General features: G+C 74.6%; 11 protein-coding genes. 5 read left to right on the top strand and 6 right to left on the bottom strand.

All coding sequences use genetic code 11. From position 1 onward, the window contains the following. Nucleotides 1-29: 29 nt before the first annotated feature. From B5Y66_RS21885 to B5Y66_RS21875, 3 genes are all read right to left on the bottom strand, one after another. Nucleotides 30-2,132, bottom strand: a complete 2,103-nt coding sequence (locus tag B5Y66_RS21885; RefSeq protein ID WP_176168960.1) for an iron ABC transporter permease — start codon at nucleotides 2,130-2,132, stop codon at nucleotides 30-32. A 14-nt stretch (nucleotides 2,133-2,146) separates the two neighbouring features. Beyond that, complete coding sequence (locus B5Y66_RS21880; protein WP_079576754.1) at nucleotides 2,147-3,133, bottom strand: ABC transporter substrate-binding protein; 987 nt, start codon at nucleotides 3,131-3,133, stop codon at nucleotides 2,147-2,149. Nucleotides 3,134-3,244: 111 nt separating this feature from the next. Beyond that, nucleotides 3,245-4,057, bottom strand: a complete 813-nt coding sequence (locus B5Y66_RS21875) for an ABC transporter ATP-binding protein (RefSeq protein ID WP_079576798.1) — start codon at nucleotides 4,055-4,057, stop codon at nucleotides 3,245-3,247. Nucleotides 4,058-4,284: 227 nt separating this feature from the next. Between B5Y66_RS21875 and B5Y66_RS21870 the strand changes: the two genes are divergently transcribed. Next, entirely contained in the window at nucleotides 4,285-6,240 is a 1,956-nt protein-coding gene (locus B5Y66_RS21870; protein WP_079576753.1) for a beta-N-acetylhexosaminidase family protein, read from the top strand. A gap of 68 nt (nucleotides 6,241-6,308) precedes the next feature. On the opposite strand, the gene B5Y66_RS21865 is transcribed toward B5Y66_RS21870, so the two are convergent. Next, nucleotides 6,309-7,514 (bottom strand): ROK family protein, encoded by a 1,206-nt coding sequence (locus B5Y66_RS21865; protein ID WP_139821043.1) that lies wholly within the window; start codon nucleotides 7,512-7,514, stop codon nucleotides 6,309-6,311. A 45-nt stretch (nucleotides 7,515-7,559) separates the two neighbouring features. Continuing rightward, the gene (locus B5Y66_RS21860) at nucleotides 7,560-11,036 is read right to left on the bottom strand and encodes an alpha-N-acetylglucosaminidase TIM-barrel domain-containing protein (protein ID WP_079576751.1); all 3,477 of its coding nucleotides are present in this window, start codon (nucleotides 11,034-11,036) and stop codon (nucleotides 7,560-7,562) included. A gap of 333 nt (nucleotides 11,037-11,369) precedes the next feature. Between B5Y66_RS21860 and B5Y66_RS21850 the strand changes: the two genes are divergently transcribed. Both B5Y66_RS21850 and B5Y66_RS21845 read left to right on the top strand, forming a co-directional pair. Then, nucleotides 11,370-11,552: a hypothetical protein gene (locus tag B5Y66_RS21850; RefSeq protein WP_079576749.1), complete on the top strand. Its 183-nt coding sequence runs from the start codon at nucleotides 11,370-11,372 to the stop codon at nucleotides 11,550-11,552. Next, nucleotides 11,528-11,875, top strand: coding sequence for a hypothetical protein (locus tag B5Y66_RS21845; protein ID WP_079576748.1), 348 nt, complete (start codon nucleotides 11,528-11,530; stop codon nucleotides 11,873-11,875). Before B5Y66_RS21850 ends, B5Y66_RS21845 begins: the two co-directional genes overlap by 25 nt. On the opposite strand, the gene B5Y66_RS21840 is transcribed toward B5Y66_RS21845, so the two are convergent. Beyond that, nucleotides 11,850-12,167, bottom strand: a complete 318-nt coding sequence (locus B5Y66_RS21840) for a MerR family transcriptional regulator (protein WP_217700872.1) — start codon at nucleotides 12,165-12,167, stop codon at nucleotides 11,850-11,852. The genes B5Y66_RS21845 and B5Y66_RS21840 overlap by 26 nt on opposite strands. A gap of 94 nt (nucleotides 12,168-12,261) precedes the next feature. Here B5Y66_RS21840 and B5Y66_RS21835 point away from each other — a divergent pair, with 94 nt between their 5' ends. After that, nucleotides 12,262-12,870 (top strand): RBBP9/YdeN family alpha/beta hydrolase, encoded by a 609-nt coding sequence (locus B5Y66_RS21835; protein ID WP_079576746.1) that lies wholly within the window; start codon nucleotides 12,262-12,264, stop codon nucleotides 12,868-12,870. 168 nt (nucleotides 12,871-13,038) lie between these two features. After that, on the top strand, nucleotides 13,039-13,605 hold the full coding sequence (locus B5Y66_RS21830; RefSeq protein WP_079576745.1) for a DUF402 domain-containing protein: 567 nt from the start codon (nucleotides 13,039-13,041) through the stop codon (nucleotides 13,603-13,605). The last annotated feature ends 28 nt before the right edge of the window (nucleotides 13,606-13,633 follow it).

The raw sequence follows: 13,633 nt of genomic DNA, 5'->3' as shown, positions 1-13,633 counted from the left end.
CCTCGCCACGGCCGCGCTCGAAAGGCGACTCAGGCCGTCGCGCGCCCTCGCGAGCGCCACAGCAGGTAGACGAAGTACGGCGCCCCCAGCAGCGCGGTGCCGAGGCCCGCCGGGATCTGCCCCGGCGCGATGACGACCCGGCCGACGGTGTCGGCGGCGGAGACCAGGACGGCGCCGATCAGGACCGCCACCGGCAGCACGCGCGCGTGCTTGGCCCCCACGAGCGCGCGGGCGGCGTGCGGTGCGACGAGCCCCACGAACCCGATGACGCCGACCGCGCACACGGCTGCGGCCGTCGTCAGCGCCGCGGCGCCGAGCAGCAGCAGGCGCGAGCGGTCCACGGGCAGGCCGAGCACGCGCGGGGTGTCCTCGTCGAGCGACAGCACGTCGAGCTCACGGCGGTACATGGCGGCGAGCGGCACCACGACGAGCAGCGCCAGCGCGACCGGCAGCAGCTGCTCGAGCGTGCGCCCGTACGTCGAGCCGGACAGCCACGTGAGCGCCAGGTTGACGTCCCAGGGGGCGATGACCAGGACGACCAGCGTGATGAGCGCCGTCGTGCCCGCCTGCGCCCCGATGCCCACCAGCACCAGCCGCTCGGAGGCGAGGCCGCCGCGCGCGGACAGCAGGTAGACGAGGGCGAAGACGGCGAGCGCGCAGCCGCCGGCCGCGGCCGACATCGACCAGATCCCCACGCCGGGCACCAGCAGGATCATCAGCACCGCCCCGAGCCCGGCGCCCGACGTGACGCCGAGCAGGCTCGGTTCGGCGAGGGGGTTGCGGCACACGGCCTGCACGATGGTGCCCGCGAGGGCCAGCGCGGCGCCGGCGAGCACCGCGGCGAGCACGCGCGGCACGCGCTGGTCGAGCACGAAGCTCACCTGCCGCCCGGCCGCGCCCTGCACCCAGTGGGAGACGTCGCCCAGCAGCACGAGCCGGTCGCCGAGCAGCAGGCCCGCGACCACGGCCACGACGAGCGCGACGCCGAGCAGCACGAGGACCACCACGACCCGGGCGCGCGAGCGGGGACGGCCGAGCGCCCCGCGGGCACCCCGCGCGCCCGCGCCCGCGTCGCGCAGCCGGCGCGCCATCCACACGAGGATGCCCGCACCGAGCAAGGTCGTGACGACGCCGGTCGGCACCACGACCGACGCCTGGCCGGGCAGCAGGGCCCGCAGGAGCACGTCGGCCCCGAGCACGACGACGACGCCCACGAGGGCGGAGAAGGGCAGGAGCAGCACGTGCCTGCCCAGGCCCGGGACGTGCCGCCCGACGAGCCGTGCGATGACGGGCGCGGCGAGTCCGACGAAGCCGATGGGCCCGGCCACGGTGACGGCGATCGCGGCGAGCAGCACGGCGGCCAGGACCGACAGGACCCGGGTGCGCCGCACGTCGATGCCGAGCACTCGCGCGGCGTCGTCCCCGAGCCCGAGCAGGTCGAGCCGGCGGGCCAGCAGCAGGGCCCCGGCGACGCCGACCAGGACGACGGGGGCCGCCATGCTCACCGTGCGCGTGCCGGACTGCACGATGCTGCCGCTCCCCCAGGCGAAGAGCCCGGTGGTCTCCTGCTCGAAGAGGACGAGCAGCACCATCGTGAGCGAGTGCAGCGCGAGCATGATGGCCGAGCCGGCCAGCACCAGCCGGGTGGGCCCGTCCGCGCCGCCGCGGGCGAGCGCGAGCACGAGGGCGGCGGCGCCCAGCCCGCCGAGGAAAGCCATGCCGCCCTGCAGGTAGAACGGCACCGACAGGCCGAGCGCGGCGGCCGCGACGACCGTGACGTACGCGCCCGCGTTGACCGCCAGCGTGTCGGGCGACGCGAGCGGGTTGCGCGCCACCGACTGGAGGACGGCGCCGGCCACACCGAGCGCGACGCCCACGAGCAGCCCGGCCAGCAGGCGGGGCAGCCGCGACGACACGAGCACCGCGACGGTGCCGTCGGTGTCGGCCCCGACGGCCGCGCGCAGCACGTCGAGCGCCCCGACGTCGGCGGTGCCCTGCGTGAGGTGCACGGCGCCCAGCACGAGCACGGCGACGAGGGCGAGGGCGAACGCCGCGACGACGCGGACGGGCGCCGCCCGCCGCACCGGCGCGGTGGCAGGGGCGGCGGACGGCGAGGAGGCGGTCACGGACATGCGGAGGCGGACGGTCAGGCGAGCGCGTCGACGAGCGCGTCGATGTACGCCGCGCCCGACAGGGGCCCGCCGAACATCCAGATGCCGTCGGGGATGCGGTGCACGTCGCCCGCGGTGACGAACGGCAGCTGCTCCCAGACCTTGTTGCCCTTCAGGCCGTCGGCGAACGGGTCCGCCTCGGCGTCGTTGGCCGCGTACACGAACTGCACGTCCCCGAGCTTCGTCAGGCCCTCGACGTCGGTCTGCGCGAGGCCGTAGTCGGGGTCGCCGCCCTCGGTCCACGCGTCCTTGAGGCCGACGGCCTCGCCGAGCGCGCCGAAGAAGGACCCCGGCGTGTACATGCGCACGGAGACGGTCCCGTTGGCGATCCAGCCGTCCGCCATCGCGAACTCGGCGCCGCCGAGCCCGGCGTCCTCGAGCGCGGCCTTGCCCTCGTCGACCTTGGCGTCGAAGTCCGCCAGCGCCTGGGTGGCCTCGTCCTGCGTGCCGGTGACCTCGCCGAGGGTCGTCACCGTCTCCTTCATGTACCCGAGCGGGTCGGTGCCGTCGGAGCCGCGCAGCGTCAGGACGGGCGCGACCTCCTCGATCTGCGCGATGACGTTCTCGGGCAGGTCGGTGGTGGTGACCACGAGGTCCGGCTCGAGCGCGGAGATCGCGTCGAGGCTGGGCTCCCCGCGCGTGCCGACGTCGGGCGTGCCCTCGTCGATCGGCGCCACGGTGTCCCAGGTGTTGTAGCCGGCCACGTCGGCCTGGCCGGCGGGCTCGACGCCGAGCGCCACGAGGTTCTCGGTGAGGCCCCACTCGAGCGAGACGACCTCGGTCGCGGGGGCGTCGAGGGTGTGCTCGCCGCGCTCGTCGGTGTAAGTGACCGGGCCGGTCGCGGCCGACGGCTCCGCGACCGCCTCCGCCGCGGGGTCCTCGGTGGTGCCGCACGCGGCGAGGGCGAGCGCGGCCACGGCGGCGGTGGCGCCGGCGAGCAGCGGGCGGGTGGGGATGCGCATGGGTGTCTCGGTGTCCTTCGAGTCGGTGCGCCGCGGGTGCGGGCGCGACGGTGCCGGGCGACGGGCGCCGGCGTGAGGTCGGTGGGGGTCGGGGAGGGGGCCGGTGGGCCGTCAGGCGCGGGCGTCGTGACGGCCGACGGCCTCGCAGCGCGTCCGGCCGGTGTCCGGGTGGGTGGTCACGTCGACGCGGATGCCGTAGACGTCGGTGAGCAGCTCGCTGGTGAGCACCCGGGCGGCGGGGCCGGACGCCCGCACCTCTCCCCGGTCCAGCACCACGACGTGGTCCGCGACGGCGGCGGCCTGGTTGAGGTCGTGCAGCACCACGCCGACGGCGACGCCGTGCTCGGTGGCGAGGTCGCGGACCAGGTCGAGCAGCTCGACCTGGTAGCGCAGGTCGAGGTAGGTCGTGGGCTCGTCGAGCAGCAGCACGCCCGTGTCCTGCGCGAGGCAGGTCGCGAGCCAGACGCGCTGCAGCTCGCCGCCGGAGAGCTCGTCGACGCCGCGCTCGGCCATCTCGGCGACGCCGGTGACGTCCATGGCGTGCGCGACGGCGCGGGGTCCGTCGGCGTCGGCGGAGCGGAACCGCCCGCGGTAGGGGTGGCGGCCGTAGGCGACGACGTCGCGGACGGTCACGCCGCTGGGCGTGGGGTGGCTCTGCGACAGCAGCGTGACGCGGCGGGCGAAGTCCTTCGGGTGCAGCGCGAGCGCGTCGGTGGCGGCATCACCGTCCGCGGCGCCGCCGTCGGCGATCGAGACGGTGCCGGCGTCGGGCCGGTGCAGCCGTGCGAGCGAGCGCAGCAGCGTCGACTTGCCGGAGCCGTTGGGCCCGAGCAGCGCCGTGACCGCGCCGGGCCGCAGCTCGATCTCCGCGCCGTGCACGACGGTGCGCTTGTCGTACGACAGCCGCAGGCCTCGCCCGGCCATCGCGACGGCGGGACGGGACTCGACCACGGGGGGCGCCGAGGGCGCCAGGGTCTGGCTCACGTAGGTGAGGCTAACCTTCACCAACGGGTTACGTCATCCCCCTGTTGCGTAATTCCCTGTGACGCGGGTCACCGCCGACGGTCTCCCATGGCGCCCGCGGCCCCGGTTGACAGGAGCACCGACCTTCGTCAGGGTAGTCGAACTGGTCTAGACCAATGGAGGTTCTCATGACCACTGTTCGACGACGGCTCGCCGCCGGGACGCTCACCGTCGCGACGCTCCTGGCCACGGGCGCGACCGGCGCCACCGCCGCGAGCGCCTCGCCCGCCCACGACGACCTTCCCACCGTCAGCCCCGCTCCGCAGGAGATGCGTCGCACGGGCCACGACCTCCGTCTTTCCCGGACCGTGGAGGTCGTCGTCGACGACGACACCGACGCCGCGGCCCAGGACGCGCTCACCGAGACGCTGCGCGAGCACGGGGTCCGCGCGGTCGCCCGTGACGCGGACGACCGAGCCCGGGCAGGCGGGCAGGTCCGGGTCCTGCTCGGCGACGGCGCCCGGTCCGACATCCGCGCCGCCCTCGGCCGCGTCGCGGTGCCCGACCACGACGAGGCCTACGCGCTGCGGGTCGACACGGAGCGCGGCCGCGGCACGGTGACGCTCGCGGGCCACGACACGGCCGGGCAGTTCTACGCGGTCCAGACGCTCGAGCAGCTGCTGGTCGACGGGCGGGGCGGAACCGGCGTCGCGGGCGCCACGGTGCAGGACTTCCCGGCGATGCCCCTGCGGGGCACGATCGAGGGGTTCTACGGGGAGCCCTGGACGCACGACGAGCGCCTCGACCAGCTGGCCTTCTACGGCGACGTCAAGGCGAACACGTACGTGTACGCGCCCAAGGACGACCCGTACCACCGCGAGAAGTGGCGCGAGGACTACCCGGCGGACAAGCTCGCCGAGCTCGCGGAGCTGGTCGAGGCCGCCACGGCCAACCACGTGCGCTTCACCTTCGCGCTCTCGCCGGGCAACAGCATCTGCTACTCGAGCGAGGACGACATGGCGGCCCTGGAGCGGAAGTTCCAGGCGCTGTACGACGTCGGTGTGCGCGCCTTCAGCGTCCCCCTGGACGACATCGACTACTCACGCTGGGCGTGCGAGTCCGACCGGGCGGCCTACGGCGACCCCTCGCCGGGCAGCGCGGGCAAGGCGCAGGCGGACTTCCTCACCCGCGTGCAGCAGGGCTGGATCGAGGAGCACGACGGCGCCCGGCCGCTGCAGATGGTGCCGACCGAGTACTACAACACCACCGAGTCGCCCTACAAGGCCGCGCTGCGCGAGATGGACGACGACGTCGTGGTCATGTGGACGGGCAACGACGTCGTGCCCCAGTCGATCTCCGTGGACCAGGCGATCGAGGCCGACACCGTCTTCGGCGGGCCGACGTTCCTGTGGGACAACTACCCCGTCAACGACTACGGGCAGACGAGCGGGCGGCTGCTGCTCGCCCCCTACGACAAGCGCGAGCCGGGGCTGTCCGACCACCTGGCCGGCATCGTGTCGAACCCGATGAACCAGGCCGCGGCGAGCAAGGTCGCCGTCTTCGGGATCGCCGACTTCGCGTGGAACGACCGCGGCTACGACCGGGACCGGAGCTGGGTCGAGGCGATGCGCTACCTGGCCGGCGACGACCGGGCCGCGACCCGGGCGCTCCTCGCGTTCGGGGACCTCAACCACCTGGCGCCGAGCTTCGGCGACCCGTGGCAGCCGCAGGCCCCCGCGCTCGCCGCGGACGTCGACGCCTTCTGGCGGCAGTGGGAGGCCGGGCACGGGCGGGCGGCGGTCGACGGGCTGCGCGACCGCGCCGACCTGATCGCCGCGGTCCCCGAGACGCTCCGCCGGGCCGGCGTCGACCCGGCGTTCGTCTCGGACGCGGCGCCCTGGCTCGACGCGACGGATCTGTGGGGCGACGCGCTCCTCGCGACCCTCGATGCCGCCGAGGCCGACCTGGACGGCGACACGGACGCGCGCGACGCGCTCCTCGCCGAGGCCCGCGCCTCCGCCGAGGCGGCCGCCCAGGTGATCGTCGACCCGCCGGACAACCGGTGGGGCGCCGCACCCGTGCAGCTGGGCGACGGCGTGCTCGACACGTTCCTCACGAGCCTGGGCAGCGACCTGAGCTCCTGACCCGGAAGGCCCGGGGGGCGAGGGGTCGGCGTGCGCCGGCCCCTCGCCCGTGTCCCGGAGGCTCCGGTTCAGGACTCCTCGGCCCCCTCGGGTCCTTGGAGCCACATCACCCCGAGCCGGTGCAGCATCGCCGCGGCGCCCGCGCCGTGCATGACGGCGCGCTCCCCCAGCGCCGAGTAGCGGGGGCGGCGCACGTCGCTCGGCGGCAGCCGCCGGGCGAGGGCCGCCTCGATCGTATCGAGGAGCCGCGGACCCGCCCGGCGCACCGGGCCGTCGACGACCACGTCCGCGACGTCCAGGATCGCGACCTGGGCGCAGATCAACGCCGCGAGCCCCTCCGCGGCGCGGTCCACGCGCGCGACCAGAGCCGCGAGCTCCGCCGGCACAGGGTCCGGCGCGCGGCCCGGCCGGAGGGACGCGACGTCGTCCAGCCGCTCGAGCGGCAATCCCTCGAGCACCGCGGGCAGGCCCGCGACCGTCTCCAGGCAGCCGCGCCGTCCGCACGCGCAGAGGCGGTCGCTCACGCCGAGGTCGATGTGGCCGACCTCCCCGGCGCGCTGCCGGTCCCCGAGGTGGACCCGCCCGTCGAGCAGCACCGCCGACCCGACGCCCGTGTCGACGTGCAGGACGACGACGCCCGCGCCCGGGGCGCCCTGGTGGGAGACCTCCGAGAGCGCGACGGCCGTCGCGTCGTTCACGAGGACCACGTCGTGCCCGAGGGCGGCGGACAGCGGGCCGGCCAGGTCCACACCCTCCCAGCCGAGCTGCAGGGCCTCGGTGACCCGGCCCTCCGGGGAGACGATGCCCGGCACGGCGACGCCGGCGGCGAGCACCTCGCGGCCGTCCCGCGCGGCCAGCCCGGCAAGCAGCGAGGCCAGGACGTCGACCACGTCTCCCGCCGTCGGGCCCGCCGGGAAGGTCGCCTGCGCCGTCGGGCCGATCGTCCCGTCGAGCCCGCCGACCCCGGCGCGCACGCCGGCCGGCGTCACGTCCGCCATCAGCAGGCCGTAGTGCTGCGTGTCGACCTGTAGCGGCGTCGCCGGCTTGCCGCGACCCTGCGGACGGCCCGTGCCCTCGGCGACCAGGTGACGAGCCACCAGGTCCTGCACGATCTCGGACACCACCGCCCGGGCCAGACCGACCGACCGGGCGATGTCGGCCCGGGAGACCTCTCCGGCGCCGCTGAGCACGCTCTGCAGCACCAGCCGGGTGTTGCGTTCGCGCAGCTCGGCGGGGGTCGCCTTCTGCGCGACGCGCACCGGTCCCGACGTCATCGACCCTCCCCGCCCCTGCGTCCGGCTCTCGCCCTGCGGGCCTGATCACCCGGCCCCGTAGACCGCCAGCTCCTGCAGGTGGAGGCTATAGCCGTTGCTGGTGTTCCCGAACCCGGTCACCCGCACGTACCGGTAGCGGCCGGAGACCGCGTACCGGTCTCCCGCGTCCGTCTGCGGGGCGTGCGCCGTCTTCTCGGCCAGCAACGTCCAGGCCTGCCCGTCGGCGCTGCCCTCCACGCGGTAGAGGTACGACCGGCGGTCGGCGTAGTACGGCGTGACCCGGACCGCGGTGAGGTCGTGGGCCGCGCCCAGGTCGGCCTGGAGCGACGACGGCGTCCCGTCGCACGCCGCCGGGTCGCAGAACCACCCCGTGCTCAGGTCGGCGTCGACCGCCTTGGCGGGCCCGCGGCCCGTCTCCGCGCTCGTGGCCGTCGCCCCCGCGCTGAGCGGGGTGGGCGGCGGGGCGCCGCAGGCCAGCGTCGGCACGCCGAAGGACAGCGCGTCGAAGTACCGGTTGGCGTCCGACTGGTCCACCTGCAGGCGCAGCTGGCTCACTCCCGTGACGTCGACGTCGAGGCGGACCGCCGCGGTGCCGGGGCCGGAAGGGCCGCTGCGGAGCACGTCGGTCTGGCGCAGCAGCAGGCCGTCGCCGTACACGCGGACCACCACGTCGCCGTCCGCCGCGTGGTTCATCGCGTCGTCGATGCCGACCATGGTCGTGAGGCGCTGGCAGGTGCCGCCGAGCTCGAACCGCACGTCCGCGTTCGAGTTGGTGCCCAGCCCCTTGCCGTACGCCACGCCGTCGAGCCGGATCGGCGCGCCGTTGCCGGCCGGGGTCGCGTCGGTGACCGTGTCCCGCTTCACCGGGTGCAGCCCGTCGTGGTTGCGCGACGACGAGAACGGGAGGTCGCTGAGCTGGTAGCGCCCCGGCGACGCGACGGGCAGGACGGCGGACGCCATCCTGACCTGGGACCCGTCCGCCCGATCGAAGCGGACTGTCACGTCGACCGTCACCTCGTCGGTGCCCTCCGGCAGCGCCGCCGTGCGGCGGACCGTCCAGGTCCGCTCGGCCGTCTCGCCGGGGGCGATCTCGTCCGGCTGCTCCCCGGTCGGGACGACCTCGACCCCGGCGGGCGCCGTGACCTCGACGCGCACGCCGGTGGCCGCGGCGAAGTAGTTGGTGTTGGTCACCGACGCGGTGACCAGCGCGGCGTCCGGCCCGGTCCCCGACGCCGTGACCGAGCCCGTCGGCCGCAGGGTCAGGGGCACGTCGTAGCGGTCGTCCTGCAGCCGCAGGAGGGTCCGCGACGCCTCGGCGTAGGCGCTGCCCGAGGGCCTGGCCGGATATGCCTTCCAGCCCGCGATCCAGTCCTCCGCCATCGCGTCGTAGTCGATGTCGGGCACGGCCGCGCCGGTCTCCAGGTGCGCGCGCAGCGCGTCGAACAGGCGCTCCCACCTCGGCAGGTAGTAGTCGTCCAGCAGGCCGGATCGCTCGCGGTAGGCGTAGTCGTGCAGGTCGGTGGTCGCGGGCCCCCAGGAGGTGATCAGCCGGCGCGCGTCCTGCTCGAGGTCCATCGCCTCCTGCGGGTCGCCCGCCGCGGCGCGGGCCTGCGCGGTCCACGGGCCCAGGAGGAAGTGCTCGTCGGTGCCGAGGAGGTCGTCCAGACCGCGGATGTGGTCGGTCCAGGACCGCGTGAGCCGGGTGAGCTCGTCGAGGTCACCGGCCTGGTACGCCGCCTGGATCTGGGGCAGCAGGGTGCGGGACCGGTCGGCCACCGACTGCCGCGCGACGTCCACCAGGTCGTACCGGTAGGCCTCGCTGTCGCGCAGCGCCGGGGCGACGTCGAGCAGCGCCGGCAGCGCCGCCGCGAACGCCGCCGGGTCGTAGGCGAAGGCGGCCTGTGCGTAGGTGTGCGGCCGCGTCGCGGACAGACTGGGCGTCGCCGCGAACAGCCCGCCGTGGCCCGAGGAGCGGCCCCCGGTGGGCGGGATGGCGTACGCCGTGTCCGCGAGCACCTGCCACGCACGGCGGGCGGCGGGGTCGACCCTGCCGTAGCGCGCGTCGGCGTAGCCGGCGAACCAGCGGTCGACGTCGACCGGGCCGTCGTGCCACGGCAGCTCGGCGAGGAACTCCATCGCGACGGGGTTGTTGCCGCTCGCCTCCGGCAGGATCGCCACGCCGTCCAGCGCGCTGCCCGGGCGCTCCAGCCAGGCCCAGAAGCGCTCGTTCCAGGCCCTCACCGGCGCGCCGATCGTCGAGTTGCCGCCGAAGTTCCAGATGGAGCCGAAGGCGTACGGCGTGCCCTTCCAGTCGACGTCCCGGTCGGGCTTCAGCGCGCGGTCCGAGAGCCCGTCGACCACGAGCATCCGGCTCTTGTCGATTGCCGCGACGGTCTCGGGCCGGGGATTGCTCTGCCAGCCGAGGATGACCCAGATCGCGCCGGGGTGCGCCACCTCGAGGGCGTCCTGCACCGCGAGGGACGCGTCTCCCACAGGGATGTCGCCCGCGCGCCCGCCCTCGTGCAGCAGGTCCATCTTGAACATCGTCGACGGCCCGAGGATCCGCTCCTGCACGGCGTAGAACCGCGCGGCGACGCGGTCGAACGTCGGGTCGGTGGGTGCCAGCCAGTCCGGCCGCGTGAACCCGCTCCACGTGCCCTGCGGCACGGTCTTCGCGCCCGGGTTGCGCTCCTCGAAGTCGGTCGGCACGGTGCCGAAGTACCCCGGCAGCACCGGGGTGATGCCGAGCGAGCGCATCCGGTCGGCGATCCGGCGGCCGAGGTCCGCGCGCTCCTGGAGCAGGTGCTCGGTGACGGGCGCCGTGAAGCCGGACATGTTCTGCAGGAGCCACCACGGCTGGTAGCCGGGGCTCGGGACCCACCGCCGCATCTCCTGCGCCGAGTAGCCGAACGACTGCAGCGTCTCGGAGTAGGCGGCGTCGGCACCGACGGGCATGAACATCTCGTTCACGCCGTGCATCGCCGCCACGTCGATCTCCCGCTCCCAGTCCTCGAAGGTCCGGTAGGGGCCGGAGTACCCGTCCTCGGTGTCGTTCCCGGAGAACCGATGCGCCACGAGCGACGTCTGCGTGATCGGCTCGCGCGGCAGGGGCAGCCGGGGCGGCAGGTCCAGCTGGTCACCCGTCCAGGAGACGTCCGCCTTCGCGACGTCCTTGAGGTACCAGTTGACACCCATGAGCAGCGCCGACGTGCTGCTGCCCTCGACGACCAGGCGGCCGCCGCGCGCCGCGACCCGGAAGGTCTCGCGCCCGTCGTCGGCCGCCACGGCGCTCAGGGCCACCTGGCCCGCGTACCGCGGACCGAGCACGCGCCGCAGGACGTCGCGCGCGGGCCGCGTGTCGAACGACCCCGGGCCGGTCACGGTCTCGACCGTGGCGTCCGCGGACGTCGGTGGCGCGGCGGCGCCGGCCGCGCCCACCCCCGTCACCGCGAGCATCGCCACGCCCATCAGCGTGGCGATCACCTTCGTGGAGAACTGCCGCAGCGTCGTGCTCCCGACCATGGTCTGCCCCTTTGCAGTGATTATGATCGCGGCCCAACCTAAACCCGGGTCGCGGGTCGGTCAAGGGTCGTGGCGCCTGCCGCGGGCCGTCGCCCGGGTCCCGGTCGCCCGCGCTTCGAAGGGTGCCGCCGTGACGGGCGACGCGGGGCGAGCAGTCATCGCCGACCTGAGCGCGGACCTCGACGTCGACGACCTCAGTTGATCGCCTGGCTGCAGGACGAGCTCGGCGTCGAGCGCGTCAGCCTCCTCGGCCACAGCTGAGGCTCGATCCTCGGCGTCCTTCTCGCCAGGCGCCGGCCCGACCTGCTCTGGGCGTACGTCGGCGTCGGCCAGGTGACCTCGGGCCCGGACGAGGAGGCCGAGGCCTTCGCACACGCGGTGCGCAACGCCACCGCCGACGGCAACTCCAAGGCGCTCGCGGAGCTGCGCGCCCTCGGTGACTACCCCGGTGACGAGCCCCTCACCGTCGAGCGCATCATCGTGTACCGGCGGTGGGCACAGCACCACGGGAGCTGATCGGGAAGGGTCAGTCGATCACCCTCCCCCGGGTCCTGTCCGGCGTCCTCGGCTTCGACGCGAGCGACCAGATCGAGTTCGACGTGCCGATGATCCAGTTTCTCGGCCGCCACGACTGCACCACGCCCACCGCGCCCGTGGAGCGGTGCTTCGAGCGCGTCTCCGCGCCGTCGAAGGACGTCCTGTGGTTCGAGCACTCGGCGCACCTGTGCATGCACGAGGAGCCCGGCCGGTACGTCGTCGTCGAGCCCGCCGACCCCCGGGGCGAGCGTCCGGTGATGGGGCGTGACGCCCCGGTCAGTCGGCCGACGCCAGCTCCCTGAGCCTCGCCTGCTGGTCACGCAGCTCGGCCAGCCTGGCCTCGAGGCGCTCGCCGATCGCCACGAGCTCCGCGCTCAGCCCCGGGCACAGCTCCAGCGACGTGCCGTGCTCGCCGGTGCGCGCACAGCCCAAGTAGCGCCCGACGGTCGCCGTGTTCAGGCCGGCGCTGATCATCGCCGTGATCTGCGCGACCCGCGCCACGTCGGTGTCGGCGTACTCGCGATACCCACCGCCGGTCCGCCCCGGGACCAGGAGTCCCCGGTCCTCGTAGTGGCGCAACGCTCGTGCGCTCACACCCGCCAGCCTCGCGAGCTCGCCGATCCGCACGCGTCGTCCCTCCTGCTCGACTTGACCTTCTCGCCGACGTGAACCCTTACCGTCCCGAGGCATGACATCGACGACAACCCGGCAGCGCGCCTTCGTCTTCCACGGGTATGGCGCCACCCCCGAGGACCATTGGTTCGGGTGGCTCGCCGAACGGCTCGGCGCCGAAGGAATCCCGACCACGGTCCCCGCCCTGCCCGCCCCGCTCGACCCGCGGCGCGGGCCGTGGGAGGACTCCGTCCGGACCGCGCTCGGCCGGCCGGACGAGCACACGATCGTGGTGGCGCACAGCCTGGGGTGCCTGGCGGTCCTGCGCCATCTGCGATCTCTCCCCGGCCCTTGGCGACTGCGCACCCTGGTGCTCGTCGCCGGCTTCACCGACCCCCTCCCGGCTCTCCCGGAGCTGGACGCCTTCGTCGGCGACGGTTGCGACATGAGCGAGCTGCGGTCCCACATCGTTCGGCCGGTGGTGATCCGCTCGGACAACGACCCCCTGGTGCCGCCCGCGCACACTGACCGTCTCGCCGAACGACTCGGGGCGCCCGTGCAGGTCGCGCCCGGCGCGGGGCACTTCCTCGACGCAGAGGGAATCACCGAGCTGCCGGTCGTCTACGAGGCGATCTCACCGTCGTCGACGACGAGACGCCCTCCCGTCGGCTTCCATCGGCCCTGAAGGACTTGCTGATCCGTCGCGGTGCTCTGGTCACGACCCACGCGGTACCGCTCGATCAGCAAAGGCCGCAGCAGCCGGCCGCGGTCGGTGGTGCGGGACCCCGTCCGCGGCGGAACCCGCCCACGACGTGCGTTCGACCGGCGGTCCCGCCTGCCTAGGCTGTCGGTCATGCTGCCCACACCGTCCGGGACGATCGACGACGATCCCTCCGACCCGGCCCGCGACGGCTTCGAGCCGGTGCGGGTGCTCCACCGCACCGGCCAGTGGTGCCACGGCATCCGCCGCGGGGAGGCGCTCGCCTACGAGGTGACCGTGCTTCCCGAGTACCGGATCGACGGCGGCGGCACCGTCGACCGGTGCTACCTCCTGCTCGACGAGGGGGTCCAGCTGACCCGCCCCGTCACGTTCGGTGGCGAGCTCGCCGGCGGCTGGTACGTGGACCTGGTCGAGCTCGAGGAGGATGCGGACGGCGGTCTGGTCGTCCACGACCTGTACGTCGACATCCTCGTGCCGCCGCGGGGGCGGCGCTACGAGATCCTGGACCTGCACGACCTGGCCGACGCGCTGGAGTCGGGCACCGTGGACGGCCGCACGGCGTCCCGCGTCCTCCGACAGACCCAGCAGTTCGTCGACGCCCACCTCTTCGACCCGGCGGCCCGGCCAGGCGACCCGTGGCCGGACTTCCCTCCGGCGGCGATCGCGCCGCTCCTGACCGCCCCGATCGGCGAGGTCTGAACCGCTCCTCGCCGACGGGAGCCGGGGA

Origin of the sequence: Krasilnikoviella flava, assembly GCF_900167525.1 — a bacterium.
In the GTDB taxonomy this organism is placed as follows: domain Bacteria; phylum Actinomycetota; class Actinomycetes; order Actinomycetales; family Cellulomonadaceae; genus Isoptericola; species Isoptericola flavus.
Note: the sequence above shows the minus strand (reverse complement) of the source record. Positions and strands in the feature narration are given on the sequence as shown.

What these genes read in the sequence shown, in the direction of transcription:
- B5Y66_RS21885 (WP_176168960.1), bottom strand. Translation starts at nt 2,132, where the DNA reads ATGTCCGTGACCGCCTCCTCGCCGTCCGCCGCCCCTGCCACCGCGCCG.
- B5Y66_RS21880 (WP_079576754.1), bottom strand. Translation starts at nt 3,133, where the DNA reads ATGCGCATCCCCACCCGCCCGCTGCTCGCCGGCGCCACCGCCGCCGTG.
- B5Y66_RS21875 (WP_079576798.1), bottom strand. Translation starts at nt 4,057, where the DNA reads ATGGCCGGGCGAGGCCTGCGGCTGTCGTACGACAAGCGCACCGTCGTG.
- B5Y66_RS21870 (WP_079576753.1), top strand. Translation starts at nt 4,285, where the DNA reads ATGACCACTGTTCGACGACGGCTCGCCGCCGGGACGCTCACCGTCGCG.
- B5Y66_RS21865 (WP_139821043.1), bottom strand. Translation starts at nt 7,514, where the DNA reads ATGACGTCGGGACCGGTGCGCGTCGCGCAGAAGGCGACCCCCGCCGAG.
- B5Y66_RS21860 (WP_079576751.1), bottom strand. Translation starts at nt 11,036, where the DNA reads ATGGTCGGGAGCACGACGCTGCGGCAGTTCTCCACGAAGGTGATCGCC.
- B5Y66_RS21835 (WP_079576746.1), top strand. Translation starts at nt 12,262, where the DNA reads ATGACATCGACGACAACCCGGCAGCGCGCCTTCGTCTTCCACGGGTAT.
- B5Y66_RS21830 (WP_079576745.1), top strand. Translation starts at nt 13,039, where the DNA reads ATGCTGCCCACACCGTCCGGGACGATCGACGACGATCCCTCCGACCCG.